Origin of the sequence: Streptomyces sp. NPDC048718, from assembly GCF_043198875.1 — a bacterium.
Taxonomy (GTDB): Bacteria; Actinomycetota; Actinomycetes; order Streptomycetales; family Streptomycetaceae; genus Streptomyces.
On record NZ_JBICVG010000001.1, the window covers coordinates 491579 to 518095 of the forward strand.

29 protein-coding genes and 2 pseudogenes are annotated in these 26517 nt (G+C 71.0%); 21 read left to right on the forward strand and 10 right to left on the reverse strand.

What is annotated here, in order from left to right:
- Nucleotides 1-80: 80 nt before the first annotated feature.
- From ACGFRB_RS02305 to ACGFRB_RS02370, 14 genes and pseudogenes are all read left to right on the forward strand, one after another.
- The gene (locus ACGFRB_RS02305) at nt 81-1334 is read left to right on the forward strand and encodes a hypothetical protein (RefSeq protein ID WP_393237889.1); all 1254 of its coding nucleotides are present in this window, start codon (nt 81-83) and stop codon (nt 1332-1334) included.
- A 181-nt stretch (nt 1335-1515) separates the two neighbouring features.
- Nucleotides 1516-1782, forward strand: a complete 267-nt coding sequence (locus ACGFRB_RS02310; protein ID WP_393237892.1) for a hypothetical protein — start codon at nt 1516-1518, stop codon at nt 1780-1782.
- Entirely contained in the window at nt 1763-2281 is a 519-nt protein-coding gene (locus ACGFRB_RS02315; RefSeq protein WP_393237895.1) for a DUF6879 family protein, read from the forward strand. Before ACGFRB_RS02310 ends, ACGFRB_RS02315 begins: the two co-directional genes overlap by 20 nt.
- 10 nt (nt 2282-2291) lie before the next feature.
- Complete coding sequence (locus ACGFRB_RS02320) at nt 2292-3140, forward strand: helix-turn-helix domain-containing protein (protein WP_393237898.1); 849 nt, start codon at nt 2292-2294, stop codon at nt 3138-3140.
- Nucleotides 3141-3426: 286 nt separating this feature from the next.
- Nucleotides 3427-3882, forward strand: a complete 456-nt coding sequence (locus tag ACGFRB_RS02325; protein ID WP_393237901.1) for an NUDIX domain-containing protein — start codon at nt 3427-3429, stop codon at nt 3880-3882.
- Nucleotides 3883-3905: 23 nt separating this feature from the next.
- Nucleotides 3906-4874, forward strand: coding sequence for a hypothetical protein (locus tag ACGFRB_RS02330; RefSeq protein WP_393237904.1), 969 nt, complete (start codon nt 3906-3908; stop codon nt 4872-4874).
- 223 nt (nt 4875-5097) lie between these two features.
- Entirely contained in the window at nt 5098-5619 is a 522-nt protein-coding gene (locus ACGFRB_RS02335) for a DUF1203 domain-containing protein (RefSeq protein ID WP_393237907.1), read from the forward strand.
- Between the two features lie 341 nt (nt 5620-5960).
- Nucleotides 5961-6533, forward strand: coding sequence for an RICIN domain-containing protein (locus ACGFRB_RS02340; RefSeq protein ID WP_393237910.1), 573 nt, complete (start codon nt 5961-5963; stop codon nt 6531-6533).
- Between the two features lie 173 nt (nt 6534-6706).
- Nucleotides 6707-6850, forward strand: a pseudogene (locus tag ACGFRB_RS02345) (DUF4440 domain-containing protein); the annotation flags it as partial.
- 296 nt (nt 6851-7146) lie between these two features.
- Nucleotides 7147-7653: a hypothetical protein gene (locus ACGFRB_RS02350; protein WP_393237913.1), complete on the forward strand. Its 507-nt coding sequence runs from the start codon at nt 7147-7149 to the stop codon at nt 7651-7653.
- Complete coding sequence (locus tag ACGFRB_RS02355) at nt 7650-8366, forward strand: hypothetical protein (protein WP_393237916.1); 717 nt, start codon at nt 7650-7652, stop codon at nt 8364-8366. The genes ACGFRB_RS02350 and ACGFRB_RS02355 overlap by 4 nt, the downstream gene beginning before the upstream one ends.
- Nucleotides 8366-10039: a putative T7SS-secreted protein gene (locus tag ACGFRB_RS02360; RefSeq protein ID WP_393237919.1), complete on the forward strand. Its 1674-nt coding sequence runs from the start codon at nt 8366-8368 to the stop codon at nt 10037-10039. The genes ACGFRB_RS02355 and ACGFRB_RS02360 overlap by 1 nt, the downstream gene beginning before the upstream one ends.
- Nucleotides 10040-10119: 80 nt before the next feature.
- Complete coding sequence (locus tag ACGFRB_RS02365; protein WP_393237922.1) at nt 10120-10542, forward strand: DUF4279 domain-containing protein; 423 nt, start codon at nt 10120-10122, stop codon at nt 10540-10542.
- A gap of 94 nt (nt 10543-10636) precedes the next feature.
- Nucleotides 10637-11077, forward strand: coding sequence for a hypothetical protein (locus ACGFRB_RS02370; protein WP_363009856.1), 441 nt, complete (start codon nt 10637-10639; stop codon nt 11075-11077).
- Between the two features lie 213 nt (nt 11078-11290).
- Here the strand turns inward: ACGFRB_RS02370 and ACGFRB_RS02375 are convergent, their stop codons facing one another.
- The 5 genes from ACGFRB_RS02375 to ACGFRB_RS02395 all read right to left on the reverse strand — a co-directional run bounded on the left by ACGFRB_RS02375 (nt 11291) and on the right by ACGFRB_RS02395 (nt 14122).
- Complete coding sequence (locus ACGFRB_RS02375) at nt 11291-11980, reverse strand: hypothetical protein (RefSeq protein WP_363009854.1); 690 nt, start codon at nt 11978-11980, stop codon at nt 11291-11293.
- A 4-nt stretch (nt 11981-11984) separates the two neighbouring features.
- Complete coding sequence (locus ACGFRB_RS02380) at nt 11985-12722, reverse strand: sigma-70 family RNA polymerase sigma factor (protein ID WP_393237926.1); 738 nt, start codon at nt 12720-12722, stop codon at nt 11985-11987.
- Complete coding sequence (locus tag ACGFRB_RS02385) at nt 12719-12928, reverse strand: hypothetical protein (RefSeq protein WP_393237929.1); 210 nt, start codon at nt 12926-12928, stop codon at nt 12719-12721. Before ACGFRB_RS02385 ends, ACGFRB_RS02380 begins: the two co-directional genes overlap by 4 nt.
- 352 nt (nt 12929-13280) lie before the next feature.
- Nucleotides 13281-13613 carry a hypothetical protein gene (locus tag ACGFRB_RS02390; protein ID WP_393237932.1) on the reverse strand — a complete coding sequence of 111 codons (333 nt, stop codon included), beginning with the start codon at nt 13611-13613 and terminating at the stop codon, nt 13281-13283.
- Nucleotides 13614-13666: 53 nt separating this feature from the next.
- On the reverse strand, nt 13667-14122 hold the full coding sequence (locus tag ACGFRB_RS02395) for a VOC family protein (protein WP_393237934.1): 456 nt from the start codon (nt 14120-14122) through the stop codon (nt 13667-13669).
- A 320-nt stretch (nt 14123-14442) separates the two neighbouring features.
- On the opposite strand from ACGFRB_RS02395, the pseudogene tgmC reads away from it, so the two are divergent.
- Nucleotides 14443-15586 (forward strand): annotated as a pseudogene (gene tgmC, locus ACGFRB_RS02400) (ATP-grasp peptide maturase system methyltransferase).
- Between the two features lie 202 nt (nt 15587-15788).
- On the opposite strand, the gene ACGFRB_RS02405 reads toward tgmC, so the two are convergent.
- The gene (locus ACGFRB_RS02405) at nt 15789-17402 is read right to left on the reverse strand and encodes an NAD(P)-binding domain-containing protein (protein WP_393237937.1); all 1614 of its coding nucleotides are present in this window, start codon (nt 17400-17402) and stop codon (nt 15789-15791) included.
- A 111-nt stretch (nt 17403-17513) separates the two neighbouring features.
- On the opposite strand from ACGFRB_RS02405, the gene ACGFRB_RS02410 reads away from it, so the two are divergent.
- On the forward strand, nt 17514-17894 hold the full coding sequence (locus tag ACGFRB_RS02410) for an ArsR/SmtB family transcription factor (protein ID WP_393238224.1): 381 nt from the start codon (nt 17514-17516) through the stop codon (nt 17892-17894).
- A 94-nt stretch (nt 17895-17988) separates the two neighbouring features.
- Here ACGFRB_RS02410 and arsB read toward each other — a convergent pair whose 3' ends face one another.
- Both arsB and ACGFRB_RS02420 read right to left on the reverse strand, forming a co-directional pair.
- Nucleotides 17989-19086 carry an ACR3 family arsenite efflux transporter gene (gene arsB / locus ACGFRB_RS02415; RefSeq protein ID WP_393237939.1) on the reverse strand — a complete coding sequence of 366 codons (1098 nt, stop codon included), beginning with the start codon at nt 19084-19086 and terminating at the stop codon, nt 17989-17991.
- The gene (locus ACGFRB_RS02420) at nt 19083-19388 is read right to left on the reverse strand and encodes an ArsR/SmtB family transcription factor (RefSeq protein ID WP_393237942.1); all 306 of its coding nucleotides are present in this window, start codon (nt 19386-19388) and stop codon (nt 19083-19085) included. The genes arsB and ACGFRB_RS02420 overlap by 4 nt, the downstream gene beginning before the upstream one ends.
- A gap of 137 nt (nt 19389-19525) precedes the next feature.
- Between ACGFRB_RS02420 and ACGFRB_RS02425 the strand changes: the two genes are divergently transcribed.
- On the forward strand, nt 19526-19936 hold the full coding sequence (locus tag ACGFRB_RS02425) for an arsenate reductase ArsC (protein WP_393237944.1): 411 nt from the start codon (nt 19526-19528) through the stop codon (nt 19934-19936).
- 138 nt (nt 19937-20074) lie between these two features.
- Nucleotides 20075-20413, forward strand: a complete 339-nt coding sequence (locus ACGFRB_RS02430) for a DUF6401 family natural product biosynthesis protein (protein WP_363009836.1) — start codon at nt 20075-20077, stop codon at nt 20411-20413.
- Between the two features lie 254 nt (nt 20414-20667).
- Here the strand turns inward: ACGFRB_RS02430 and ACGFRB_RS02435 are convergent, their stop codons facing one another.
- The gene (locus ACGFRB_RS02435) at nt 20668-21531 is read right to left on the reverse strand and encodes a hypothetical protein (RefSeq protein WP_361235377.1); all 864 of its coding nucleotides are present in this window, start codon (nt 21529-21531) and stop codon (nt 20668-20670) included.
- A gap of 317 nt (nt 21532-21848) precedes the next feature.
- A complete protein-coding gene (gene rarD / locus ACGFRB_RS02440; protein ID WP_393237948.1) occupies nt 21849-22928 on the reverse strand; it encodes an EamA family transporter RarD in 1080 nt (359 codons plus the stop codon).
- Between the two features lie 220 nt (nt 22929-23148).
- On the opposite strand from rarD, the gene ACGFRB_RS02445 reads away from it, so the two are divergent.
- The 3 genes from ACGFRB_RS02445 (at nt 23149) to ACGFRB_RS02455 (ending at nt 26403) form a co-directional block, all read left to right on the forward strand.
- Nucleotides 23149-23511, forward strand: coding sequence for a rhodanese-like domain-containing protein (locus ACGFRB_RS02445; RefSeq protein ID WP_393237951.1), 363 nt, complete (start codon nt 23149-23151; stop codon nt 23509-23511).
- Nucleotides 23512-23645: 134 nt separating this feature from the next.
- The gene (locus ACGFRB_RS02450; RefSeq protein WP_393237954.1) at nt 23646-25040 is read left to right on the forward strand and encodes a rhodanese-like domain-containing protein; all 1395 of its coding nucleotides are present in this window, start codon (nt 23646-23648) and stop codon (nt 25038-25040) included.
- Nucleotides 25041-25488: 448 nt separating this feature from the next.
- The gene (locus ACGFRB_RS02455; RefSeq protein ID WP_393237957.1) at nt 25489-26403 is read left to right on the forward strand and encodes a sulfite exporter TauE/SafE family protein; all 915 of its coding nucleotides are present in this window, start codon (nt 25489-25491) and stop codon (nt 26401-26403) included.
- Nucleotides 26404-26517 lie beyond the last annotated feature (114 nt).

Sequence of the window (26517 nt, forward strand, 5' to 3'; positions counted from 1 at the left end):
CGCAACAGCCGCCAGGCAAAGGCTAGTTGGTCCACATGGCTCGTCGTGCGGCTCGGACACTCCCCCACGTGAGGTGAAACATGACCGCAGGTGATCTCGACACCACCTTCGGGACGTCCGGCAAGGCCACCGTCAACTTCGGCCAGACGTCCATCGCGGACGCCATGGCCATCCAGCCGACCGATGGCAAGATCGTCCTCGCCGGCCGCGTCGGCAGCACCGCCACCGGCGACTGGGCGATCGCCCGCCTCAAGCCCAATGGCACCCTCGACACGGCCTTCGGCAGCAGCGGCCTGGTCACCATCAACTTCACCGCCCTTGACGACGCCGCTCGCGCGGTGGCCATCGACTCCAGCGGAAACATCGTCGTCGGCGGCTTCGCGGGCTCGGAGCAGGCCGGCACTATCGCCTTCGCCCGCCTGCTCCCCAGCGGCGCCCTCGACACGACGTTCGGCTCCGGTGGCACCGTCACCTACCGCATCGACCCCCTCCTCGGCAACGCGGTACGGGCCCTGGTCATCGACTCCTCCGGCAAGATCCTCGGCGTCGGCGTCGCCGGAGCCGACGCGGGACTGATCCGTCTGACCTCCAACGGCTCCCTCGACACCACGTTCGCCGGAGGTGCGGGCAAGGAAGCCGTCACCATCGGCGCGGCGGGCCACGTGTTCGCGCTCGCGCAGCTGTCCTCGGGGAAGTTCGTCATCGCCGGATTCGACGCGACCGTCCCGACCCTGGACGACTTCCTTGTCGCCCAGTTCACCTCCACCGGCGCCCTGGACACGACCTTCGGTGTCAGCGGCGGCTTCACCGACGTCGACTTCAACAACCTCAACGACCTCGCGTTCGGCCTCGGCCTGCAGAGCACCGGCAAGCTGGTCGCCGGTGGCGACGTCGACTCGGCGGACCCTATCGGGATCAGCGGTGACGTCAAGGCCGGCTGGATCCGCCTCACCACCGGCGGTGTCCTCGACACCACCTTCGGTACCAGCGGCAAGACCCAGATCAGCCCCACCCTGTTCGCCGACGGCGTCCGGGGTGTCGTCGTCGACACCAGCGACCGGATCGTCTCGGCCGGGTTCATCGGCGAGACCAATGCCGTGACCAGCTTCGCCGACCCCATCGCGGGCAGCTTCGGGGTCTACCGCCTCACCTCCAGCGGCGCGCCCGACACCACCTTCGGGGCCGCCGGCGTCGGCTGGGTCCGCACCACCTTCGCCTCCGGCGGCGACGGAGCCCGCGCCGTGGCCCTGCAGAGCAACGGAAGGATCCTCGCGGCCGGCGGGGCGACCGTGAGCGGCCAGCTCAACTTCGCCGTCGCCCGCTACCTGGGCTGACCCCCCACCGGGTCGCCGACCCACCCCGAGACCGGGACGACGGTCCGCACCTTCGCGGGCCGTCGTCTCGTCGTGTTCGCGCCCCCGACGCGGGGGCTCGGCCGGGAATCCCTCTTGTGCTGGTCACTCCTGGGGGTAAGGCTCGTGTACGTCCGCAACCTACTCGCTGGGAGAATGCCCAATGGCTTTACAGTTCCTGGGGATTTGGCCTCACACTCCAGACGATGGCTCGCCCACGATCTGGCTGGACGATACGACCGGCGATCTGATCATCCAGTCGTGGAAGGCGGACGAGGGGACGATCCGGCAGGCCCAGGAGGTCGGCTCGGTGCCGGGCCACTCGACGGACGTTCCGGAGCACGAGACCATGATCCGGCTCCCCGCGAACATGCTCCAGTTCATCCCCCGTCCGGACAGTGAGGACCACGGTGGCAACAGCGGTACGTGAATGTCTCGCCAAGGCGCAGCGCTCGGCGATGCACCTGGAGATGCGGGACAGCTACATGCGGGACGACCCGGAGTTCATCCGCTGGCAGGAAGGCCACCGGTACGACCCGGCCGACCGTGCGTCGTGGTGGCGGTCGTGGCTGGACGTGGTGGCCGAGACGACCAGCCGAGGGGTCCACATGCGGCGGCTGCGCGTCGTCTCCGAACCGCTGAGCGACTACGTGCGGTACGAGTACGACGGCACCTTCACGAACGTCGCGGCGGGCGAGGAAGTGCGTTGGCTGCCCCGTTCGCGGGCGCGTGACCTGCTCCTCCCCGCGCTGGACGGCTGGGTCATGGACGAGGACACCGTGATCCTCCACCACTTCAGTGGTGAGGGTCAGTGGACCGGTCCGCGCATGGAGGTCGTCCACGAGCCGGCCTTGGCCGCGCAGTACGCGAGCGCGTATGAAGCGGCGTGGGAGCGGGCGATTCCGCACGCGGAGTACCGGCCCGCCTGATCACGCACCCATGGCCGTCTCCGCGTCTTCCAGCGCCCAGCGGGCCCGGCAGGCCCTCGCGGAACGTCTCGCGGAACTCTGCCGGGATGCCGGCCTGTCCGGGCTCGACCTGGCCGAGCGCTGCGGGTGGAGCCGGTCGAAGTCGTCCCGGATCATGAACGCCAAGACGCCGCCGTCCGCCGAGGACATTCGAGCGTGGTGCCGGGCGTGCGGGGTCGAGGACCAGGCCGAGGATCTGATCGCCTCGCTGCGGACCGCCGAAGGCATGTGGGTCGACTGGCGGCGCATGGAGCGGGCCGGGCTCAAACAGGCGCAGGAGGCACGGCTACCGCTGTACCAGCGGACCCGCCGCTTCCGGTCTTACTCGTCGTGGCTCGTGCCCGGCCTGATCCAGACCCGGCCCTACACCACGGCGGCACTCCAATCGATCCAGCGACGGCGCGGCCTGGTGGACGACGTGGCCGAGGCGGTCGCCGCACGCATGGAACGTCGGCGAGTGCTGTACGAAGGCGACCGCCGGTTCGCCTTCCTCGTCGAAGAGTCCGTGCTGCGGGCCGGAATCGGCGGCGCCGAGGTCATGTCCGGCCAGCTCGGGCATCTGATCTCGGTCGCCTCACTTCCCAACGTCAGCTTGGGAGTCGTGCCGATGAAGCCGGATCGGGAGCGCTGGCCGACCGAGGGGTTCTGGATCTACGACACGGCGCAAGTCAACGTCGAGTTGGTCTCGGGGTATCTCACGCTGACGCAACCCAGTGAGGTCGGCATGTACGCCGAGACGTTCGCCGAGCTGGCGGCGCTGGCCCTCTACGGGGCCACCGCTCGCACGCTGATCACATCGGCGCTGGACGCCCTCGCCTAGTTCGCGTGCAATCCGGTGCAATCGACTGTGCGTTGGTGCCCCGCTGTCCCTAGCTTGGTCGTGTCGGACCATGCGAGGGGGCGGAGGCGACGGCGAGAACGACGACCGGGACCGGCTCCTGAGCTCCCGACCCTCCCGCGCGTAGCTCGAATTCGTGACTCCCCGTCCTTGATTCGGAATCCCGGCATGGGCGGCCCTGAAGCCTGCGGCGTAACCAGTACCTCGCGGTGCAGGTTGAGTCATCGTCGCAAGCACCGGACGTGCTTGCCCTGTCGAAAGGGTGCGTATGAAGCGAATTGTCGCCCGCGTATGGAAACTCATCCGCGGTCCCCTGCAATGGCGTGTGCTGTGGTTCGCGCATGCCAAATTCATGGTCGGTGTGACAGGCGTGGTGCGCAACGAGGCGGGGGACGTGCTCCTGCTCAAACATCGCATGTGGCCTGCCGATCGGCCCTGGGGCCTTCCCACCGGCTATGCGATCAAGGGCGAGGAATTCCCGAAGACCATCGTTCGGGAGGTCCGGGAGGAAACCGGCCTCGACGTTGATCCGGGGCGCCTGGTTCAGGTGACCAGCGGCTACAAACTCCGTGTGGAGATCGCCTACGAGGCGTCTCACGTGGGGGGAACTCTCAAGCTCGACGGCTTCGAGATTCTGGAGGCGAAATGGTTCAGCCCGGATGCGCTCCCGGAGGGGATTCAGGAGTCCCACATTCAGCTCATCAAGGCGGGCGCGCCGAGTTAGCGGCGCTGGCCCCGAACGAGACGGTGACCGGAGCCCGGGCCCTGGCGGCGCTGGAAGCCATGCGCGCCGACGCCTCTCCGCTCATCGATAGGCATCCGGATCACGTGTTCTTCCGCCTGAGCGAACTCCTTGCCGTCTGGGATGGGTTGGGTGTCGATGCCTCCCCCTTCCGTGCCGGTGTCGAGCTCGCCGGCCGTCGGTACGCGGGGTACGGACTGACGCGCATGCTGCCGCTCGACCGCGTGCTGGTGGGCTGTGGCTCCTCGCGTGCAGGCGCCTTCGGTGGCTTCCATCATCCGGATCAGGGCTACAGGCACTTCCAGATGGTGGCTGTGATCACGATGTACGGGCCCATGGGGGGCCGCGTCCCCGAGACTCCGTCGCTGGCCCTTCTCGACCTGCTGCGCGCCTATGCGCACGACTGCCTTCACTACGGATCGCGTCGGAGGTACGTGGACGTGGCGGGCCTGCCGGTTCGCACGCAGTACGGGGTCAACTTCCGCCGTACCAACGGGCGGTCGTACTCGACTGCCGACAAGCGGGGAAGTCGGTACACGCGAAATCTCGGGATCGTCATGGAGGGCGCATGTGACAGGGAGGCACGCCTCATCGCCCTGCGGACAGCGGAGCGCTTCGGCGTGACGGAGCCCTCGGACGTTCTCGGGGGGCTTGCGTTCCGGGATGTGACGGGCGCGCTGTCGGACGGTGATACGCGCGAAGCGGGCGATCCGGAGGATCCGGAGGGTGAGGAGCAGGCGAGCTACGCGGCGGCCCTCAGGGGCTATGAGAGGGGCGTGAACCGCCGGTACGAGCACTTCCTGGGAGAGTTCGCCCCTGGGGAAGAGAACGAATGCCACAGCCTGTTCCTCGGAGCCATGATCAGCGGTGACATGAGCACGCTTGGGTCGTGGCTGGATGAGCGGCACGGCCCGGGGACCTTCGCGGGCCTGTTTCGCACCCCGGGGTACTTCGATCCCGGCTTGACCGCGTAAACGGCGGCTGCCTGAACCGCCCCCGTCTGTTCCTTGCCTCTCCGGGGAATGGGCGGGGCCTCGCGTATCCATCCCCGCCGGTCGGACACCCGGCGATGAGCGCCGCCGATGTGTCAGGTGCCGGAACGAGGGCGGCGCGTTCGCCGCAGGCGCGTATCTCCACTCTCAGCACCGTGTCCGAATGCTGCCAGCGTCAGGGGCACGGCCTCGCCACGCTGGACACATGAGCACGCAGACCCAGATCTACACCGCCCGGCCCATCCCGCCCGCCGTCCTCGACGAGCTGCGGAACGTCGACGACGCCGGGCGCCCCTGTGTTCCGTACGCCGAGACCGAGAGCGAGGCCGGGAATCCGCTGCGCTGCTGCCTGCGCCGGACCGAGGCGGGGGAGCGGATCGCGCTCGTCTCGTACGCCCCGCTGCGGCGGTGGGCCGCGGCGGCGGGGGTCGACCCCGGTGCGTACGACGAGCAGGGGCCCGTCTTCATCCACACCGAGCCCTGCGACGGGCCGGGCGACGGCCCCGACGCGTACCCCTTCGGCCGGCCGGGCGTCCTGCGGACGGTGCGCCGCTACGACGCGCGGGGGCGGATCGCCGGCGGGCGGCTCCTTGAGGTCCCCGAGGACGTGGCGGACGGCTTCGACCAGGCGTTCACGGAGGCGTTCGCGGACCCGGAGGTCAAGCTCGTGCACGTACGGGCCGTCGAGTACGGCTGCTTCCTCTTCGAGGTCAGGCGCCCGGCCTGAGGCAAGAGCAGTCGGAAGGCCAGGATGGGGGCCGGGGCGAACGTCCACGCCTGGCCAGGGCTTGGGCCATCCACCCGGAACTCGTCATCGTGCCCCCGCCGGCAGGCGGGGCGAAAATGTGTCCCCTGTACGCATATGCCGTTCCGATCGTCATCCTGCGAACGCGCTGACCACGGCCGGGTGAATCGGGCGGCGAGCCCGGGCGGGGCGCGTTCGGGGTGCGGTATCTCTTCGGGTGATCAAGCGGGGGCGCAGGATCGTCATACGCGTGTGTCGGCTGTCTGCCGCCGCGCGGTGCCTGTGGACCCGCGTACCTTCCTTTCGCAGTCGAGGAGCAATCCATGAAGACTCGCCTTTCCGGCCGTTCGGTACGCGTGGCCACCAGCGTCCTGGCCGTCGTCGGTCTCGCCCTGGGCGCGAGCGCCGTCACCGCCCAGGCGCAGGCCGACGGGCAGAACCAGGGGCAGGCCGAGGGGCAGGCCGGGGGACGGACCCAGGCGGCGGCGCAGGGGTCCGTCAGCATCAAGACGTTCGCGGACAAGTGCCTCGACGTCGAGAACGGCAGCACGGGGAACGACGTCCGCATCGTTCAGTACGCCTGCGGCAGCCAGGTCAACCAGAAGTTCAGCGTCGAGCAGCTCAGCGGCGGCGAGGTGCGCATCCGCACCTTCGCCAACAAGTGTCTCGACGTCCGGGGCGGCAGCTCCGCCGACAACGTCCAGATCATCCAGTACGCCTGCACCAACTCGTACAACCAGCGCTTCCGCCTCACGTCCCTGAGCAACGGCGCGTACGAGATCGACACCTTCGCGGACAAGTGCCTGGACGTGCGCGACGGCAGCACGGCGAACAACGCGCCGATCATTCAGTACAGCTGCACGGGCGGCTTCAATCAGCGTTTCCTCATCGGCTGATCCGGCGGGCTCCACGAATTCCGCGGGTTCCGACGTATGTGCCGATTCAGTTGTAGTTCCGGCCGTCGCGCGCTGTGGCGGCCGGACCGGCGAGAAGGACGACGCTGCGGGCGGCGCACGCGCCGGCCCGAGCGCTGCCGGTACCGGGCCTACCGGTGGTGGTGAGGGCGAGGGCGGCGGTCAAGGTGCGGCAGCGCTATCTCTCCCCGGGTAAGGAGAGCGAAGGCGCTCCGCTGTACGTGATGAGCAAGCAGGATGACGGCCGCTGGCTGCTCACCGCGTGCCAGAACACGGCGGTCGTCAAGAGCTCTTCCTGAAAGTCCACTTCGAACACATGGGCTGTATGTCGTGTGCCGGGTAGTGGGGAGGGACGGAATCGCCCAAACCCTCTTGTCCCGTCCGTCACGGCGGTGTGACGATGGCGATCGTGACCGACGCCGGGGAAGACCGTACGGAAGACGCGAACAAGCCGAGATCTCGCCTGTCCGACTTCGTGGGCACGATCGCCCCGCCGCAGCCCGGCGCTCGGCCCGCCGCGCAGGATGCGGTACGGGATGCGGGGCCGGGGCCGGGGCCGGAGTCGGGGGCAGGGCCTGAGGTCGTGCCGGGGTCGGTGCCCGAGCCCGAGCCCGAGCCCGAGCCTGAGGGCGAGGATCATCAAGTTGCTGCGGCCAGACTGCGGTTCGCGGAGTTGCTGGAGGAGTTCCGGCAGACGCCCGTCCTCGTCCCGCTGGGCGAGGGCGACGGTCCGGACAGTGAACGCGGGTTGCTCACCTCCGACTTCAACGGGCTGCGGTTCATCCTCGCCTTCTCCGACCCGCCCGCGCTGGCCCGATACGCCCAGGCGCGCGGCGAGTTCCGCAGGGAATGGCGCTACCAGCGGATCCTCGGCGCGCGGCTCCTCGATGTGGCGGTCCCGGCCACCGGAGTGCCCTGCGGGGTCGCTCTCGACTGCGCGGACGGGCCGGACGGCATGGTGTTCCCGCCGGTACGGGGCATCGTCCCCGACGAGGCGGCGGTGGACGCCGAGCCCGGCGCGGGCGCGAGCGTGGGCGCGGCGCTCGGGGCCGGTGCGGACGTGGCCGCGGGTACGGACTTCTCGGCGAGGGGCGGAGCATGACCGACGGCACGGGCAAGGACCTGAAGACGGAAGGGCTCGCCCTGATCGCCAAGGGACTTACCGAAGCCCTGGGCGAGTTGAAGGAACTCGGCATGGCGGGTACGGCCGGCGCCGGGCGCGGCTTCGGTGACATCGCGCTCTCCGGCCTCGAACTCGGCCACGAGGGGCTGACCGACGGCTTCAACGAGTTCTGTGAACGCTGGGAATGGGGCGTCCGGTCGCTGATCAACGAGGGCAACGGCTTCGCGCGGAAGACGGGCCTCGCGGCGGGCACGCTCTACGAGACCGACCAGTACGTGAAGGGCAGTTTTAAGGTCGTCGTCAACTCCGCCATCGGCAACCCGTACGCCTCCGAGGAGGAGGTGGAGAAGATGGGCTGGGGCGACATCGCCACCTCCGGCGTGTACGGCGGGGACGTCGACTACAGCAGGGAGTCCTTCGAGAAGGCGCTGGACAACAGCGGACAGGCGTGGAAGGACGCCGGCCGTGACGTGATGACCTCCCGCACGATCGGCCTCGGCCCGCCCGGCTTCAACCCCGCCAATCTGCATGGGGCGTTGGGCGTCTCGGACGAGGCGTACGACCAGTACCTCGACGACACCTTCGGCCCCTCGCCCGAGGCCCGGGCCAAGGCGGCCGAGCAGCAGCAGGTGGCGGCCGGGCCGCAGGCGGCCGAGTCGCAGGGAGCCCGGCCGCAGGGGGCCGAGGACTGATGGGACTCGGGAGCCTCGCCAACTCGTTCCTGGGCGGCGTCGAGGACGTCTACGACGCGGGCAAGAAGAAGCTCGGCGAAGGCGTCGACTGGACCACGGACCGGATCGGCGAGGGACTCGACAAGGTCGGCGCGCACGACTGGGCCGACGCCGTCGAGGACTGGGGCGACGAGGTCGCCTCCGATCTCGGCGCCACCCCCGGCGAACAGCAGCTCGGCCAGACCGAGGAAGCCGACGAACTCGTCCACGGCAACCCGGACAAGATCCGCGAGAGCGCGAAGCACCTGAAGGACTTCCACGGCGCATTCGACAAGGTGAGCGCCGGTCTGAAGAAGATCGACTCCACGGGCTGGCAGGGCGAGGGCGGCGACGCCTTCCGGAAGGCCTTCGGTGTCCACCCCGCCAAGTGGGTCCACGCCGCCGAGGCGTGCGATACGGCCGCCGGCGCGCTCACGGCGTACGCGAGCACCGTGAAGTGGGCCCAGGGGCAGGCCAAGGAAGCCGTCGAGCTCTACAAGAAGGGCGTGCGGGCGTCCAAGGACGCGACCGACGCGTACAACAAGAAGGTCGACGCCTACAACGCGAAGATCAAGGCGAACGAGGACCCGGGCCCCCGGCCCGAACCCTTCAAGGACCCCGGCAAGGCCGACGTCAAAGCCGCCGTCGAGAAACTCGCCGAGGCCCGGCGGCAGCGCAACACCGCCGCCGCCGAAGCGCAGGGCAAGGTGAAGGCCGCCCTCGCGCACGCCCCCGCCGAACCGCCGCCGCTCGACCGCCTCGGCCACGACCTCGAAGACGGCTTCAAGGCCGTCGACACCGAACTGACCCACGTCGTCGGCGGCGTGCTCAAGGGCACCGGCGGACTGCTCAACTTCGTCCGGGGCCTCAACCCCACCGACCCGTACAACCTCACCCACCCCGCCGCCTACGTCCAGAACGTCAACACGGTGCTGGCCGGCCTGGTCTCCACCGCCGCCCACCCCGAACGGATCGTCCAGGCCGCCGTCGACGGCTTCACCAAGGACCCCTCCGAGTTCATCGGCCGGCTCATCCCCGAACTCGTCGGCACCAAGGGCGCCGGCCTCGCGCGCGGCGGGCTGCGCCTCGCCACGCGGGAGGGGATGGAGGGCCTGGAGGTGGCGGCGCGCCGCGGCGCCCGGCAGGGCATCGAACGCGAGGCCGCGCGCGGCGTCGGCGACCCCATGCCGGAGCGCGCCGACGTCATGCAGGCGCTGCGCGAGTCCAACCCGCAGATCGTGAACAAGAAGTACGCGGACACGGACGGCCACTACTACGCGGACCGCGTGTTGGAGGGCGGCCGCCCCGACGGGGAGAAGGTGCTCGCCGGGCATGGGTACGTCGAGCGCGGCGCCGGGGAGATCACCGTCCCGGAGGGCACCAACATCACCTTCTACGTGGAGCACGGCGACAAGCTGCCCGGACTCAACGGTCTGACCGTCGAACGGGGTGTGTATCCCGGCGGCTATTCGCAGACGTTCAAACCCGGCGAGGTCATTCCCGACTACACGCTGGGGCCGCCCGCTTCCTCGGGCGGGGGCGGATTCAGCGTGTTCGAGAATTCGACGACCGTGGGGCAGAAGACCCGGTTGGGGGAGTTGCTGGAGCCCGGCATGGGCAATGTCCACTGGGCGGCCTGCCGTGAGATCCTCTAGCCCGGTCCGTCGGCCGGGCGCCCGGGCGGCCGGCCGGATCCGGATAGCCAGGGAAATGGCGAGCGTGGGTGGAGCGCGGGATGAACAGCGTGGATGAGAACGAAAAGCGCCACTGGGTCCAGACGACGGTGTCGCTCGTCGTCACGGCGCCCGATCTCCGCCCCGAGGAGGTCACGGACCTCCTCGGCGTCGTCCCCACCAGTACCCGCGAGCCGGGACCGGGCGCGTGGCGGGAGCCGGACGACGTCGACGGCTACTGGGGGATCGACTGCGACACCGCCCCCGGCCAGGACTTCCACGACCAGCTCGGCCGCGTTCTCGAACTCGCGGAAAGCCGGCGGGGTGAACTCGCGGGATTGGCGAAGCGGGGACAGCGGGTTTCCGTGGAAATCTATGGATTCGCCGGGAACGACTGCACGCTGGCTCTGCGACCCCAGGAAGTCCGACGGATCGCGGACCTGGGATTTCCGCTCAGGGTCGCGGCCAATATGAACGAGCGCTGAGGCATTCCGTGAGCACTGAGGGATTCGGTTTCGGTATGAGGGAAACAGGACGGGAAGAAAAGGGATGGGGCGGAAGAGTGCGGGGGGCCCGGTGGTGAAGACGAAGCCGTGGGGCGGACTGATCACGTCCTTGGTCGTCGTGTCGGGCCGGCAGGGGGAACCCGCGTCCCTCCTCGCCGGGCTGGGCCTCGCCGACCTGGAGGAGTTCGTCTCGGCCGACGGCATCGATGTCTACTCCGGACCCGGCTGGGCCACCCTCACCATCGACGAGCGGCACTCCCCGGACCCGGCCGAGCAGGCCGCGACGCTCATCGGATTCCTCCGCCCGCACACGGCGGCGGTCGACGCGCTGCGGCAGGCGGGGGAGTCGGTGAAGATCGACATCGCGGGCGTCGCCGCGTCCCGGACCGCGCTCGTCCTGCCGCCGGACGCCCTCGCGGGCCTCGCCGACCTCGACGTACCCCTGACCTTCACGACGCTCACGGAGACGGGCGAGGACGAGGAAGACCCGCTGGCCTTCCTCGGGTTGGACTGACGGGCTGGACCGACGGGCTGGGCTGACGGGCTGGGCTGACGGGTTGGACCGACGGGCTGGGCTGACGGGCTGGGCTGACGGGTTGGACCGACGGGTTGGACTGACGGGCTGGGCTGACGGGTTGGATCGACGGGCTGACGGGCTGGGCTGAGGGGGGCCGGCCGCCGCCGGCTGGGCGACCGGCCTCCCTCTCCCCGCGCCCTTCTCCGCCCTCTACAGGGCGTGGGCGAGTTCCCCGATCCGGTCGGCCAGGTGCTGTTCGGGGTGCAGGACGCGGCTGTAGCCCGACTCCTCGACGGCGTCGACCTTGAGGCTCCGTACCGCCGCACGCAGGGCCTCGTGCCGGGCCGGCGAGGCGCCCGGCCGGGGGTCCGGCCCGCTGTCCGCCCCGCTGTCCGGTCCGTTCTCCGGGCGGGCGGGTGCGCGGAAGGCGGAGGTGCGCGAGCCGACGGGGTCGTCGCCGGTGACCGCCTGCAGCGCCCAGTGGTCGGCGTCGCGCAGCTCGCCGCGCGCCTGGTGGTAGAGGTACAGGCACTGGGCGGCGGTGGCGTTGCCCGCCCCGGCCGCGAACCCCCACCAGAACCGGGCCCCTTCGCCCTCGGCGACGAGGAAGAGCAGGCAGCCGAAGCGCAGCGCGCCGTCGTCGTCGATGCCCTCGTGGGCGAGCTGGGCGACGTGCTCGGCGGCGTCGCGGTGGCGCAGGAGGTGGCCGGAGAGGGTGGTGAGCTGCCGGGCGGCCTCGTCGTGGAGGGTGGGGAAGTGACCGACCGGGGCCGGCGAGGAGCCGAACATCAGGGTCGACGTCACGTCGCGGACGATCTCCTGTCTGAGGCCGGCGAGGTCCTCGTCGGTGAACGGGTCGGGGTACCCGGCACCGCCCAGGACGTCGTGGATGCTGCGCACGGTGTTACTCCTTCTCTTTCTCGGTCGTGTGCTCGGGCTCGGGCGCGGGCCCGTTCTCGATGCCGATGTCGTTCTCGTTCTCGATGTCGAGGTCGATGCCGGCGGCGGCCGGTTCCAGGGACAGACCGAGCTTGATGGCGATGCGCTCGCGGGCCAGACGCCGGTGCGCGCGGACGGTGTCGGGCTTGATGCCCATGATGCGGGCGACCTTGGCCGAGGGGTAGCCGAGGACGTAGTGCATGACGATGACGTCGTACTGCCGTTCGGGCAGCCCCGCTATGACGGTGTAGAGGCCGAGCGCCGACTCCATCACCGCGAACTGGCTGCGCATCATCTCCAGGGTGACGCGGGCGGCCTGCTCGAAGGCGGCCGTCTGCACCATCTGCGGGGACTGGTTCGCCAGCCGCAGATGCGTCTCCACACGCTGCTTGAGCAGCTTCCACGCGTACGCCTCGGGGCTCTCCTCCTTGAGCACCATCACCCAGTTCAGGGCGAGGTGGGAGTAGCAGCGGCGTACGACCGCCTTGGCGGCCTCCTTGTCGCCCAGCATGGTGTGGGCGTAGCGCAGGTGGGCGCGGGCGTAGAGGTCGTAGAACGCCTCCTGGTCCGGTGTCATCCGGTACTCGATGCCCTCGATGTGCTGGATCCTCTCCAGGAAATGACCCTCTTCCCTGAGCCCGGTCCCGGGCGGAGCGTCGTCGCTCCGCCGGTCCGGCTCCTCGGGTCGCGGCGCACTGTTCATGGATTCACCCCTCCTCGCGGCGGGGACGCGGGCGGCAGGACCGCCGTGGCGGGAACGGGGGGTTCTTGCGCCTCCGAGAAGAGCTCGGTGGCGCCGATCCGTACTCCGGCGCGCAGCAGACGCCGTGTCAGGGCGCGCGCGTCGGGAGCGAAGACGCGCAGGGCGGTCAGGACGACCAGCGCGAGTGGGAGATCGTGAACGGTCACAGGTCCTTTTCCCTTGGGATCACATGACGCGGCACCCCTCCCCTTCCAGGGGAACCGGAGGGCTCGTGCCCTCAACCGCAGCTTTTCGAATCGGCATGGGCAAACGCGTATCGAGAAACGCATTTCTTTCGACCGATAGTGATCATGTGGTTACGCAAAGGTGTAGACCCTTGTGGGCTGTGACCGCTTGAGCGCCAAGGGCTGGGTTCTCCCACCTGGGGAAATGGGAGTGGGGGTGGCGAGAGGCGGGTGATCGGGGCGCGTCGCCTCGACCGTTCGCGGGTGGGTGAGGTGACGCACGTCACATGGCGGGGTGGGGGTGGCCCGGCAACGGGCCCCGGCGCGCCGCCCGCTACTCCTGGACCTCGCGACCCGGGGCCCCTGCCTCGTGCTCATCGGCGGAGGGTGCCGCCGCGGGGCGGTCGTGACGTACGAACACGCTCAACTGGTGGTAGTCCGGCGTGACCAGGCGCCCGCAGTATCGGTCGATACGTATGTCCTCGGCGTTCAACTGCGGTTCGGTGGCCAGGAATTGGGCGAGATGGGAGCGCCACTCCCCCTCGTCGGAGGTCCCGAAGCGCACCTCCCAGCGGCCCGCCTCGGGCCCGAACCGCGCGTCGTACCGCTCGGCGGCCCGCCGCGCCCCGGCCCGCTGCCGCTGTTTCCTCTTCCGCTGTCCCGGCATCCCGCCATCATCCTCAGAGGTTTCCCGTACTGGTCAGGGTGGAGCCGGCGGGGTCAGTGCACACAGAATTCGTTGTTTTCGGGATCCGTCATGATCCCCCACGAGCCGCCCGCCTGGGTGACCTCCTGGAGCAGGGTGGCGCCCAGCGCCTCCAGGCGCGCGATCTCCGCCTTGCGGGTGCCGGGGGCCGGATGGAGGTCGAGGTGGAGACGGTTCTTGCCGTCCTGCTTCGGCTCCGGCACGCGCTGGAAGAGAATGCGGCGGCCGAGCCCCGTGTCCGAGGCCGGATCGAAGGGCTCGTCCGGGTGCCGGACGGCGGCCAGGTCCCGCCACGCGGGCCGCCCGTCGACCGTGATCGTGGCGGAGGCGGGAGCGGCACCCGCCTCCAGGAGGCGGGTGACGAGGGCGCTGTGGTCCTCACGGTGATAGTCGAGAGCGGCGGCCCAGAACGCGGCCTGCGCGTGCGGGTCGGCGGCGTCGATGACGAGCTTCCAGTGCAGTGCGGTCATGCCTCTTTATATCCACGAACAGGCAGGGATGGGCTGGTCATTGACCCTGACCTCCCCCTGGCCTTCCCCTGATCCGACCCTGCCCCGCCCCTGATCCGGCCCCCTGATCCCCCTCCTCGCCCCGGACCTGTCCGGCCCGCGCCCGGGGTGGGAGCGGCAGGCGAATTCCGGTCCGGTGCCTTCGACTTCGCTGTCACCGTCGCCGGTGACTGGTACTTCCTTGAGTGCAACCCGAACGGTCAATGGGCGTGGCAGCCCGAGGAGACCACGGCTGCCATCGCCCATGCTCTGACCGACCAGCTGGAGAAAGGCCCCGACGCATGAGCACATCGGCTCAGCTCCGCGACGCCCTGACAGACAGGCTCACCGAGGACGGCACCTTGGCGGACCCCGCGTGGCGGGCCGCCGCCAGGGCGGTCCCCCGGGAGCTGTTCACGGGGGCCTATTTCAGGGCGGTGGAGGGCAGCATTCCGACCGCCTACCGAGTCGTCCGGGAGGGCGAGCCCGGATGGTTGGAGGGGGTCTACTCCGATGAGACGCTGATCACCCAACTGGACGGCCGGGTAAGGCCCGACGACGTGGCCGAGGGGACCGTGACCGGCTCATTTTCGTCGTCGTCCACCCTGCCGTCGCTGGTGTTGCGCATGTGGCAGCAGCTCGGCGCCGAGACCGGGCACCGGGTGCTGGAGATCGGCACTGGAACCGGGTACTCGACCGCCCTCGGCGCGCACCGCCTCGGGGACGCGAACCTGACCAGCGTCGAGTACGACCCCGTGGTGGGCGGGGCCGCCGCCGTGGCGCTCAAGGCGGTCGGCCTCGCACCCCGGCTGATCATCGGCGACGGGCTGCGCGGCGACCCGGACGGGGGCCCGTACGACCGGCTGATCGCCACCTGTTCGGTCCGTTACCTCCCCCTGCCCTGGCTGCATCAGGTAGAAGCCGGGCGGAAAGATCCTGGTCACCCTCTCCGGCTGGAGCTACGCCCACGCCCTCGCCTTGCTGGAGGTGACCGGCCCCGGGGAGGCCACCGGCCGCTTCCTGCCCGGCTACACCAGCTTCATGATCGCCCGGCCGCACGACCGCCCGCCCCGCCCCGCGCTCGCCCTGCTGCCCGGGGACGAGCGTCCGAGCCTGATCGACCCCACGAAGCTCGACGACTGGACCGGCCGCTGGATCGCGCAGCTCGCGGCGCCCTCGGCCGAACGCATGGGGGCGGGGGCGGAACAGATCCTCTGGGACGTGTCCACCGGTTCGCAGGCCCGGACGGCCCCCGATGGAAAGGGCGGGTGGACCGTCGTGCAGCGCGGGCCCGTCCGCCTGTGGGACCGGGTCGAGCAGGCCGTGCGGGACTGGCAGGCCGCCGGCGAACCGCACCAGGAGCGGTTCGGCATCACGGTCTCGGCCGCCGGGCAGCGGGTGTGGCTCGATGACGAGGACGGCCCTGGGTGGGGCCTGCCGATCTGACCGGGCGAGCTTGGGCGGGTGTGGCGGCCGATGCCGCGTGCCGCGTCGACGCGCGCCCTGGAAGCGGAAGGCCCCCGCTCGGCGAAGTGCCGGGCGGGGGCCGTCTGTTGGGGCCGGCCTCGGAGGTGGAGCGGGGGCGCCGGCACTGCCAACGGGCGGGACGGGGGCGGTGGTTCGCTCCGGCTCCCCGGCTCGGATTCCGTCAGCAGCAGGAGGACGCCGGAGGAGTCGGCGCCGCGCCGAGCTGGATCGTCCGAGGGGCGGACGAGGGGGTCGGGGTGCAGCAGCCGCCGTCCCCCGCCTCCTGGTCGACGGTGGGCTCTGCCACCGCGGGCGCCTGCGTGCAGCAGCCGCCCTCGGTGGTGACGGTGTCGGTGGCGGGTTCGATCGTCACCGGCGTCGGCGCGCAGCAACCGCCCTCCTCCGGCTCCTGCTCTGCGGCAGGCTCGGTCTCCGCCTCCGCCTCCGCCGGCGCCGGGGCGCAGCAGCCGCCGCCCTCCGCCTGCTGGTCGGCGTTCGGCTGGTCGAAGAGGCCCGCGCCGCCGCAGACTCCCGTCTCGGGCAGGGTGAGTTCGACACGGGCGGCGGCCTCGTGGTCGCCCGCGAGGGCGGCGGCGACCGAGCGGACCTGCTCGTAGCCGGTCAGGGCGAGGAAGGTCGGCGCGCGGCCGTACGACTTCATGCCGACCAGGTAGACCCCCGGCTCCGGGTGGGCGAGCTCCTGGGCGCCGTGCGGGTAGACCGTGCCGCAGGAGTGCTGGTTGGGGTCGATGAGCGGGGCGAGGCCGGTGGGGGCCTGGAGGCGCTCGTCGAGGCCGAGGCGCAGCTCGCCGAGGAACGACAGGTCGGGGCGCAGACCGGTGAGGACGACGACCTCGTCGACCGGGTCCAGCCGGCGGCCGTCCTCGGCCACCAGGATCGGCCGGCCGTCGCCGTCGCGTTCGATCGCCTGGATGCGGAAGCCGGTGACGGCGTCCGCGTGCCCCTCGTCGACGGCGGCCTTGGCGGCGAGGCCGAGCGCCCCGCGCGCGGGGAGCTGGTCGGCGGAGCCGCCGCCGAAGGTCGAGCCGGACAGGCCACGCCGCAGGATCCAGGTCGCGTGGGTGCCGGCACCGTCCGGTGCCTTCGCGAGGGAGGCCAGGGCGGCGAGCGCCGTGAAGGCGGAGGCGCCGGAGCCGATGACGGCGGTGCGGCGGCCCGCGTAGCGGGCCCGTACGGCCGGGTCGGCGAGGTCCGGTACGCGGTACGCGATCCGGTCGGCCGCACCGCGCTCGCCGAGGGCGGGCAGGCCGTCGGCGCCCGCCGGGCTCGGCAGGGTCCAGGTCCCGGAGGCGTCGACGACGGCACGGGCGAGGATCCGCTCCTCGCGCCCGTCGGCGTACGCGACGTGCACGGTGAACGGCTGCTCCGCACGGTCGGCGTCCACGACCCGGTCCCGGCCGGCCCGGGAGATCCCGGTGACGGTCGCGCCGTAGCGGACGCGGTCGCCGAGGGTGTTCGCGAGCGGCTGGAGGTACCGCTGCGCCCATTCGCCGCCCGTCGGGTACGTCGTGACGTCGGGCTTCACCCAGCCGGTCGGCGCCAGGAGCTTCTCGGCGGCCGGGTCGGTGATCTCGTTCCAGGTGGAGAAGAGGCGGACGTGCGCCCACCCGCGTACCGCCGTGCCCGCGCGCTCGCCGGCCTCCAGGACCAGGGGCGCCAGGTCCCGCTCGGCGAGGCGGACGGCGGCGGCCAGGCCGACGGGCCCGGCGCCGACGACCACGACGGGCAGGTGCTCAGCAGAGGCGGTGGCGGTGGCGGTGGTGGGGTGGGGCATGACGGCTCGGCTCCCTTGTTGCTTCGATATCCGTCTATCTCTCGCTTGCCAGCGTGACACCTGATTCGATGGACGTCAACATAGACATGTGTCAATATTGAAGGCATGGCGATGTCGACTGCTCCGTATCCGCTGCTGCCGCTGATCCAGGCCGAGGAAGCCGAAGCGGTGGAGCCGTGCTGCCCTCCGCTGAACGAACGCCCGCTGACGGCCGAGGAGGCCGAGCGGACCGCGAAGATGTTCAAGGCCCTCGGTGACCCGGTCCGGCTGAGGCTGTTCTCGGCGGTCGCCTCGCACGAGGGCGGCGAGGCGTGCGTGTGCGACATCTCCGATGTCGGCGTCTCCCAGCCGACCGTCTCCCACCACCTGAAGAAGCTGAAGGAAGCCGGGCTCCTGTCCTCCGAGCGGCGCGGCACCTGGGTCTACTACCGCGTCGAGCCCGCGGTGCTCGCCGCCATGAGCCTGGTGCTCACCCGGGCCGCGACCGCCTGACCCGGACCCCCGGCCCCGCGCGAACACCGAGGGCCCGACCGCTCCCGCGGTCGGGCCCTCGGTGTTCATGAGGAGGGGTATCGGCGGTCGGCGGTCACCGTCGCCCGCCGGCGGTGGCCGGTCCGAACCTCTTGCGCCAGGCCAGCGATACGTAGACCAGCGCGATGAGGACGGGCACCTCGATCAGCGGGCCGACGACCCCGGACAGCGCCTGGCCGCTGGTGACGCCGAAGGTGGCGATGGCGACGGCGATGGCCAGCTCGAAGTTGTTGCCGGCGGCGGTGAAGGCGAGGGTCGCGGTGCGGTCATATGCCAGACCGATCGCCTTGCCGAGCGCGAACGTCCCGAACCACATCACCGCGAAGTACGCCAGCAGCGGCAGCGCGATCCGCGCGACGTCGAGCGGCTGCGAGGTGATCGTCTTCCCCTGGAGGGCGAAGAGCACGACGATCGTGAACAGCAGCCCGTAGAGCGCCCAGGGACCGATCCTCGGCAGGACGGTCGACTCGTACGTCTCGCGGCCCAGCTTCTTCTCGCCGAGGCGACGGGTGAGGAAGCCCGCGAGGAGCGGGACGCCGAGGAAGATGACCACGTTCAGCGCGATCTTCCCCATCGAGATGTCGAGCGACTCGCCCTCGCCGAGGCCGAGCCAGCCGGGCAGCAGATCGAGGTAGAACCAGCCGAGCAGGCCGAACGCGAGGACCTGGAAGACGCTGTTGAGGGCGACGAGGACGGCGGCGGCCTCGCGGTCGCCGCAGGCCAGATCGTTCCAGATGATCACCATGGCGATGCAGCGGGCGAGACCGACGATGATCAGGCCGGTGCGGTACTCGGGCAGGTCCGGCAGGAAGGTCCACGCCAGCGCGAACATGACCGCCGGACCGACGATCCAGTTGATCACCAGCGAGGACACCATGAGCTTGCGGTCGCCGGTGACGGCGTCGAGCCGGTCGTAGCGGACCTTCGCGAGCACCGGATACATCATGATCAGCAGGCCGACGGCGATCGGCAGCGAGATCCCGCCGATCTCGACCTTGGCGAGCGCGTCGTTCAGGCCCGGGATCAGTCGCCCGAGACCCAGGCCGAGGGCCATGGCGAGCAGGATCCAGACGGCGAGGAAACGGTCGAGCGTCGACAGCTTCGCCACCACCGAGGAGTTCTCGGCGGTGGCCGGGGGAGCGGCGGGAGTCAACAGGACCTCTTGGAATCGGCGTGGGTACGGGCGGTCGCGGCGAGGGCGGTGAACTGGCCGGCCAGGGCGTCGAGGACGTCGGGCTTCAGCCGGTAGTACGTGAACCGGCCGCAGGGCTCGGTGTCCACGACCCCCGCCTCGCGCAGGACGCGCAGATGGTTGGAGAGATTGGTCTGCCGGGCGCCCGTCTCCTCCACGAGGTGCGTGGTGCACAGCGTCTCGCGGGCGAGCAGGGTCACGATCCGGAGCCTGAGGGGGTCGGACAGGACCCGCAAGAGATCAGCGTCGACTGACATCATCATGGACTGATATTTTCACACCGCCTGACGCCGGCTCCAGCCCCGGGCTCAGCCCCGGCTCCAGCCCCGGTCCCGGTCCCGGTCCGTCAGGAAAGAACCTCCGCCCTCCGACTTCCGGGCCTCTCCTTCTAGGGACTGCCGTGACTCCTCCGCTCGCCTCCGTCCTCTTCGTCTGCGTCCACAACGCGGGCCGCTCGCAGATGGCCGCCGGTTTCCTGCGGCACCTGGCCGGCGACCGGGTGGAGGTCCGTTCCGCCGGATCGCTCCCCGGTGACCGGGTCAACCCGGCCGCCGTCGCGGCCATGGCCGAGACCGGCATCGACATCGCCGGTCAGCGGCCCAAGGTCCTCACCACCGAGGCCGTCCAGGCGTCGGACTACGTCATCACGATGGGCTGCGGCGACGCCTGCCCCGTCTTCCCCGGCAAGCACTACCTGGACTGGGCGCTCGACGACCCGGCGGGCCAGGGCGTCGAGGCGGTCCGCCCGATCCGGGACGCGATCCGGGCGCGCGTCGAGGGGCTGATCGCCGAGATCGACGGCCGGGGGTAGGCGTACGGGCAGGCGTACGGGGTGGGGCGGGCGACGGGGCAGGGCGTACGGGTCGGCCGGCGGTCGGCGGTCGGCGGTCGGCGGGCGTGCGAGGAAGCTCACGGCCGAACTGGCCCGTACCGCACCTAATGTGGAGGGATGAACGATTCGCCCGACTGTCCCCTGGTCGGGGTCGTCGCCACCTACATGCCCCGGCTCTCGGAGTTCTCCTTCGAACCGGGGCTCGTGGCCGCCGTCGACCAGCACGCGGCGGCCGTGTGCGACGCCCTCGTGCCCGCCCAGCGCGGCCCGGGGGACCGGTTGCCCGCCCCGCCCGCCGGCCGGACCGTGCGGCGCGAGGAACTCTCCGACTACGTGCTCGGCTTCACCGACTACCTCTCCGAGGTGGACTGGGTGGAGCCGGTCGGGCACGACTTCGCCACGCTGCGGCTGACCGCCGTCTGCTGGCTGATCAGGGAACACGACCTGCTGGTCTAGGAGTCGGTCAGTGCGTCTCCGGCGGGTCGGGTCGGGTCGGGTCGGGGCGGGGTCGGGGTCAGGGCCGGGTCGGCATATGCCATTCCTTCGGCGTGCGGGATCGGCATATGCCCAACCGCCCTGTGTGCGGGTCGGCATATGCGGCGATCCCGCCGAAGGGACCGCCGGCCACCGGCCACCGGTCCTTCGACGGGATCACCCGCTCGCGCCCCGAGGCGCACGAGCTGCTGCGCGAACCGCGCGAGCGACGGACGTCAGACCCTCGGAGCGTCGCCGCCGCCCCGCTCCCCGCCCGCGTCCCCGGTGCCGCCCTCGCCCCGGTCCCCGTACCGCGTCGTCCGCTCCTGCGCCGACGGCATCGCGCGCTGCGCGTCCCCTCGGCCCTTCTGGTACGCGGAGATCTGCTGCCTCGCCTTGCCCGACTCCGACTCGGCGACCGACAACCAGCGCTCCCAGCGCGACCGCATCGGGGTGATCAGACCGCCGCCGACGCCGACGATCGCGATACCGGCGATCGTCGCGAGGGCCGCCGTGAGAACCGGCCCGGTGATCGCGGTGGCGATCCCCGCCTGGCCGAGCGCCGCGATCACGCCGAGCGCGACGATGAAGGCCCAGGCCGCCGTTCCGAGCACCCTGCCGTACGACAGACCGCCGAGCGCACCCGTCACGATGTCCCGGACGGCGCGGGCGATGGCCGTGGCCACGACCACGATGACGCAGGCCACCAGCGCGCGCGGCAGCCAGGCGACGATGCCGTGGATCATCACGCTGATCGGGTTCGGGCCGAAGACCCCGAAGGCCAGCTGGAGGACGATCAGCAGGATCGCGTAGTAGAAGATCTTGACGATGATGCCGGTGGCGTCGTACTTCGAGCCCTTCAGCGCGTTCGCGATGCCGCTGCGTTCCGACATCCGCTCGAAGCCCACCTTCCGCAGGATGCGGTCGGCGATCCGCGCGAGGATCTTCGCTATGAACCAGCCGATGAGCAAGATGGCGAGGAAGCCGATGAACTTCGGGACGAAGGCGGCGATGGCCGACCAGGCGTTCGTGAATCCCTGACCGAAGTCGACCGAGAGGGCGAGTGGGGAGAGGGAGGCGAGGGGGAGGGGCTGCGGCATGGCGCGTTCACTCTCCTCAGGAGAGGCTTCGGGCCCGCACGGGGAGCGAGCCCCCGGAATCCCTGAGTAGCACCGCTCCCGCCACCCCCGCGCGCGGACGGCCGCCCGGCTCGGCCGAAGGGGTGGAAAGCGGCGGCGAATCCGCCGCTCCACCGGAGCGTCGGCCTGCCGGGGCATCGGCCTGCCGGGTCGGAAGGTCAGAAGGCCGGAAGACCGGAAATCCGGCTCGCCGGAAGGTCAGAAGGCCGGAAGGCCGGAAACCCGGCTCGTCGGAAGGTCGGAAGTCCGGCCCGCCGGAAACCCCGCTCGCCGGAAGGTCAGCCCGCCGACGAGGGGGCGGTCGGGGCGGTGGGGCCCGCGGGTGTGGCGGGGCCGGCCGGGGCCGCCGCCTCGGCCGCCCGCGCCACCACCCGTGCCGCCGCGGCCTGGACCTCGGCCGTGGCCACCTGGGCCTCGGCCTTGGCGACCTGGGTCCGGCTGCGCCGCGCCGTACGCAGCGCGTCCCAGGTGAGGGCCGACAGCGCGAGCCACACCAGGGCGAAGCCCGCCCACCGCTCCGCCGGCATCGCCTCGTGGAAGTAGAGGATGCCCAGCAGGAACTGGAAGACCGGCGCCAGGTACTGGAGCAGGCCGAGCGTCGACAGCGGTACGCGGATCGCGGCCGCGCCGAAGCAGATCAGCGGCACCGCCGTGATCAGCCCGCTCGACGCGAGCAGCGACGCGTGGCCCACGCCGTGCGCGCCGAAGGACATCGTGCCCTGGGTGGCCAGCCAGATCAGATACGCGAGCGCGGGCAGGAACAGGACGGCGGTCTCGGCGGCGAGCGATTCGAGGCCGCCGAGGTTGAGCTTCTTCTTCACCAGGCCGTAGACCGCGAAGGAGAACGCCAGGGTCAGCGACACCCACGGCGGGCGTCCCGCGCCCACGGCGAGCACGACCACGGCCGCGAAGCCGACGCCGACCGCCGCCCACTGCGCCGGGCGCAGCCGCTCCTTGAGAACGAGGACGCCGAGGGCGATGGTGACGAGCGGGTTGATGAAGTAGCCGAGGGACGCCTCGACGACCCGGCCGTTGTTGACGGCCCAGATGTACAGACCCCAGTTCACGCTGATGACGGCCGCGGCGACGGTGATCAGCGCCAGCTTGCGCGGGCTGCTCACCAGCTCCCGTATCCAGCCCCAGCGGCGCAGCGCGAGCAGGGCGATCGTGACGACGGCGAGGGACCAGACCATCCGGTGGGCCAGGATCTCGACCGCGCCGGTCGGCTTGACCAGCGGCCAGAAGAGCGGGACCAGTCCCCACATGCTGTAGGCGCCGATCCCGTAGAGCAGTCCTGACCGTGTCTCGCTGGTTTCCTTCACCGGACCTCCCGCCCCTGACGGCCCTGTGCCGCACATGTCGTTTGTCCGATGAAGGTAGCGCCGCGCCGGGCCGGATGTCATGTCCGTATCGCCATACGGTCATGACCACGGGAGGGGCTCGCGGGACGGGAGCGGGCTGGGGTGAGGCAGGGTGAGGCATGTGGCGCGGGATACCCCTAGGGGTATTTGACGCGTGCGGGGGTGACCGTTTAACGTCGTATTCATACCCAGGGGGGTATCCCGGAAGGTGGTCGTCATGGCTCGTGAAGTGGACCTGGAAGCTTTCGCCGCGGCGTGGACGGACGGAGCCTTCGTGCTCGACGTACGCCAGCCCGACGAGTACCGGGACGGACACGTCCCCGGCGCGCTCCTCGCCCCGCTCCCGAGCCTGGGCGTCACGCCGCCGAAGCTGCCCGCCGGGCAGCCGGTGTACGTGATCTGCGCCAGCGGCAACCGCAGCAAGGCGGCCGCCGACCTGTTGGCCGCGGTCCATGCCCGCGGTGGCGACGGTGGCGGCGGTGGCGGCGGCGCGGAGATCTACTCCGTCGCCGGCGGCACCAGGGGCTGGATTCGCATGGGCCGCCCCGTCGTGACCGGTGCCGAACCCGGCTCCGCCTGAGCCGCCTGAGCCGCCCGGCCCATCCGGCCCGCCCGGCCGACCCCTCGGGTCCGAGACCGCCCCCGGTGCTCCGGACCCCTACCCCCTCTATACCCCTCTGGGTATAGGCACCCCTGATCGTGGAGGTTGTTCCCGTGTTCTTCGCCCAGTACTACCTCGACTGCCTTTCGCAGGCGTCGTACATGATCGCCGATGAGTCGACGGGTCAGGCCGTGGTGGTCGATCCTCGTCGTGATGTGTCGGAGTACCTCGCGGACGCCGAGGCGCGTGGTTTCACGGTGGTGGGTGTGATCAACACGCACTTCCACGCGGACTTCGTGGCCGGTCACCTGGAGATGGCGGCCCGTACGGGTGCCTGGATCGGTTACGGGCAGCGCGCGGAGACGGAGTACGCGATCCGCAAGCTCGCCGATGGTGAGCGGATCGTGCTGGGCGATGTGGTCCTGGAGATCATGGAGACCCCGGGCCACACGCCGGAGTCGGTGAGTGTGCTGGTGTACGAGCACGCCACGGACGCGGTCCCGTACGGGGTGATGACGGGTGACGCGCTGTTCATCGGCGACGTCGGCCGCCCCGACCTGCTGGCCTCGGCCGGAGTGACGGCCCAGGAGCTGGGCGGGATGCTCTACGACAGTGTCCAGAACAAGCTGATGGGCCTGGCGGACGAGGTCCGCGTGTTCCCCGCGCACGGCGCCGGCTCTGCCTGCGGGAAGAACCTGTCGACGGAGAAGCAGTCGACGATCGGGCAGCAGCGGGCCACGAACTACGCGTGCGCGCCGATGAGCGAGGAAGAGTTCGTCGCGATCGTGGCGGCCGGTCAGCCGGCGGCGCCGGGTTACTTCGCCTACGACGCGGATCTGAACCGTCGTGAGCGTGAGCTGTTCGATCCGGCGGCGGCGCCGAAGCCGTTGACGGTGGAGGAGTTCACCGCGCGGCGTGCGGCGGGTGCGGTGGTGGTCGACGCGCGTGATCCGCACGAGTTCGCGGCGGGGCATCTGCGGGGTGCGGTCAATGTGCCGGCCGACGGCCGTTTCGCCGAGCAGGCGGGCACGGTCCTCGCGCCGAAGGACGAGCTGCTGGTCCTGGCGCCGCAGAATCGTGAGGAGGAGATCGTCACGCGTCTGGCGCGGATCGGGTTCGACCGGGTGACGGGTTATCTGCGTTCGCCCGAGGACGCGCTGGTCGCCCTGGCCGGCGAGGTCACCCCGGCGAGCCGGCTGACCGCCGCCCAGCTGCGTGAGGAGCTGGCCGGGGACACTCCGCCGCTGGTTGTGGACGTGCGTAACTGTGGTGAGCGGGGCAGTGTCGGGTTCATCGACTCGGCTCTGCACATCTCGCTGGGTGAGCTGCCGACGCGTCTGGAGGAGATCCCGCGTGACCGGCCGCTGGTCCTGCACTGCGCGGGAGGCCACCGTTCCTCCATCGCGGCCAGCTACCTGCGCCATCAGGGCTTCACGGATGTGTCCGATGTTCTGGGCGGGTACGCGGCCTGGGCCCTGCTCGAAGCGTCCGAGACCGCTCAGGTCTGAGCCGCCGCCGGACCCCACCCGGCACCGTCGGACCCCACCCGGCACCGTCGGACCCCACCCGGCACCGTCGGACCCCACCCGGCACCGCCGGACCTTACCCGGCGCACCAACCCGGCGTTCCCGTGAGAGCGCCCCGCCGGCCCTGACAGGGGCCTCTCGCGGGAACGCCGCCCCCTCCCCCTGCGTAGGGCGAGGGAGCGGACCCCACTCCGCATCCCCCACCAGCGGGAGCACCCCCACCTTCCGCCCGGCGGGAGCGTCATCCCCCTTCGCTCCCGCCCGGCTCCGGCTCCGGCCCCGCCTCCCCGCGCCGCCTCCGCCACCCCTCATAGCCCCCCTCGCCACGCCCCTCGGCCTCTCCCCCCACGGAGCCCCCCATGCCGACGACCGCAACCCCCCACGTCCTCCACGCACCCCACGCCCGCCCCATCCCCTCGGCGGGCCTCTCATGATCACGTTCGTACTCGCCGCGTCCGTCCTCATCGGCGTCAGCCTCGGCATCCTCGGCGGCGGCGGATCCATCCTGACCGTCCCGATCCTGGTCTACCTGGCCGGACAGGACAGCAAGGAAGCCATCGCGACCTCGCTGTTCGTGGTCGGCGTCACCAGCCTCGTCGGGCTCGTCACCCACGCGAAGGCGGGCCGGGTGCGCTGGCGCACCGGTCTGATCTTCGGCAGCGTCAGCATGGTCGGCGCGTACGGCGGCGGCCGGCTCGCCGAGTACATCCCGGGCACGGTCCTGCTGATCGCGTTCGCGCTGATGATGCTCGCGACGGCCGTGGCGATGCTCCGGAAGTCGCGCAAGGAACGCCCGGCCAAGCCGGCCCACGCCGAACTCCCCGTGGCCCACATGGTCGTCGAGGGCCTGCTCGTCGGCGCGGTCACCGGTCTGGTGGGCTCGGGCGGCGGATTCCTCGTCGTCCCGGCGCTCGCGCTGCTCGGCGGACTGCCGATGAGCGTGGCGGTCGGTACGTCGCTGCTGGTCATCTCGATGAAGTCGTTCTCCGGCCTGGCCGGTCACCTCGCGGGCGTACAGATCGACTGGAACCTCGCGCTGGCCGTCACGGGCGCCGCGATCGTCGGCAGCCTGATCGGCAGCCGGTTCGCGGGCCGGATCCCGCAGGAGACGCTGAGGAAGGCGTTCGGCTGGTTCGTGGTCGTCATGGGCGTGTTCGTGCTCAGCCAGCAGCTTCCGCACGGCGTCTGGGCCAGCCCGCTGACCTGGGCGGGTGCCGGGGTCGTCGGGTCGGCGGCCGTGGTGTGGGGCGCGGTACGGGCCCGCCGCCCGGCCCGTACGGCCCAGCCGGCACCGGACGCGCCGCCACCCGCGGTGGACGCGCCCGAACCGACCGCGCGGGTCTGAGAGCGGGGGCGGGGTCTGCCTACTGGGCCGCGTCCACCACTACCCCGACCGCACCCACCCTGATCGTCCACCCCGATCGCCTCGGCTCATGGCGATCGGGGTGGTGGTACGTCC

Bases quoted from the DNA above. Each gene is read 5' to 3' on its own strand.
- ACGFRB_RS02405 (WP_393237937.1), bottom strand. From the start codon at position 17,402: ATGCCCCACCCCACCACCGCCACCGCCACCGCCTCTGCTGAGCACCTG.
- ACGFRB_RS02335 (WP_393237907.1), top strand. From the start codon at position 5,098: ATGAGCACGCAGACCCAGATCTACACCGCCCGGCCCATCCCGCCCGCC.
- rarD (WP_393237948.1), bottom strand. From the start codon at position 22,928: ATGTGCGGCACAGGGCCGTCAGGGGCGGGAGGTCCGGTGAAGGAAACC.
- ACGFRB_RS02340 (WP_393237910.1), top strand. From the start codon at position 5,961: ATGAAGACTCGCCTTTCCGGCCGTTCGGTACGCGTGGCCACCAGCGTC.
- ACGFRB_RS02310 (WP_393237892.1), top strand. From the start codon at position 1,516: ATGGCTTTACAGTTCCTGGGGATTTGGCCTCACACTCCAGACGATGGC.
- ACGFRB_RS02420 (WP_393237942.1), bottom strand. From the start codon at position 19,388: ATGATGATGTCAGTCGACGCTGATCTCTTGCGGGTCCTGTCCGACCCC.
- ACGFRB_RS02410 (WP_393238224.1), top strand. From the start codon at position 17,514: ATGTCGACTGCTCCGTATCCGCTGCTGCCGCTGATCCAGGCCGAGGAA.
- ACGFRB_RS02435 (WP_361235377.1), bottom strand. From the start codon at position 21,531: ATGCCGCAGCCCCTCCCCCTCGCCTCCCTCTCCCCACTCGCCCTCTCG.
- ACGFRB_RS02445 (WP_393237951.1), top strand. From the start codon at position 23,149: ATGGCTCGTGAAGTGGACCTGGAAGCTTTCGCCGCGGCGTGGACGGAC.
- ACGFRB_RS02455 (WP_393237957.1), top strand. From the start codon at position 25,489: ATGATCACGTTCGTACTCGCCGCGTCCGTCCTCATCGGCGTCAGCCTC.
- ACGFRB_RS02360 (WP_393237919.1), top strand. From the start codon at position 8,366: ATGGGACTCGGGAGCCTCGCCAACTCGTTCCTGGGCGGCGTCGAGGAC.
- ACGFRB_RS02365 (WP_393237922.1), top strand. From the start codon at position 10,120: ATGAACAGCGTGGATGAGAACGAAAAGCGCCACTGGGTCCAGACGACG.
- ACGFRB_RS02395 (WP_393237934.1), bottom strand. From the start codon at position 14,122: ATGACCGCACTGCACTGGAAGCTCGTCATCGACGCCGCCGACCCGCAC.
- ACGFRB_RS02355 (WP_393237916.1), top strand. From the start codon at position 7,650: ATGACCGACGGCACGGGCAAGGACCTGAAGACGGAAGGGCTCGCCCTG.
- ACGFRB_RS02305 (WP_393237889.1), top strand. From the start codon at position 81: ATGACCGCAGGTGATCTCGACACCACCTTCGGGACGTCCGGCAAGGCC.
- ACGFRB_RS02380 (WP_393237926.1), bottom strand. From the start codon at position 12,722: ATGAACAGTGCGCCGCGACCCGAGGAGCCGGACCGGCGGAGCGACGAC.
- ACGFRB_RS02320 (WP_393237898.1), top strand. From the start codon at position 2,292: ATGGCCGTCTCCGCGTCTTCCAGCGCCCAGCGGGCCCGGCAGGCCCTC.
- ACGFRB_RS02430 (WP_363009836.1), top strand. From the start codon at position 20,075: ATGAACGATTCGCCCGACTGTCCCCTGGTCGGGGTCGTCGCCACCTAC.
- ACGFRB_RS02390 (WP_393237932.1), bottom strand. From the start codon at position 13,613: ATGCCGGGACAGCGGAAGAGGAAACAGCGGCAGCGGGCCGGGGCGCGG.
- ACGFRB_RS02325 (WP_393237901.1), top strand. From the start codon at position 3,427: ATGAAGCGAATTGTCGCCCGCGTATGGAAACTCATCCGCGGTCCCCTG.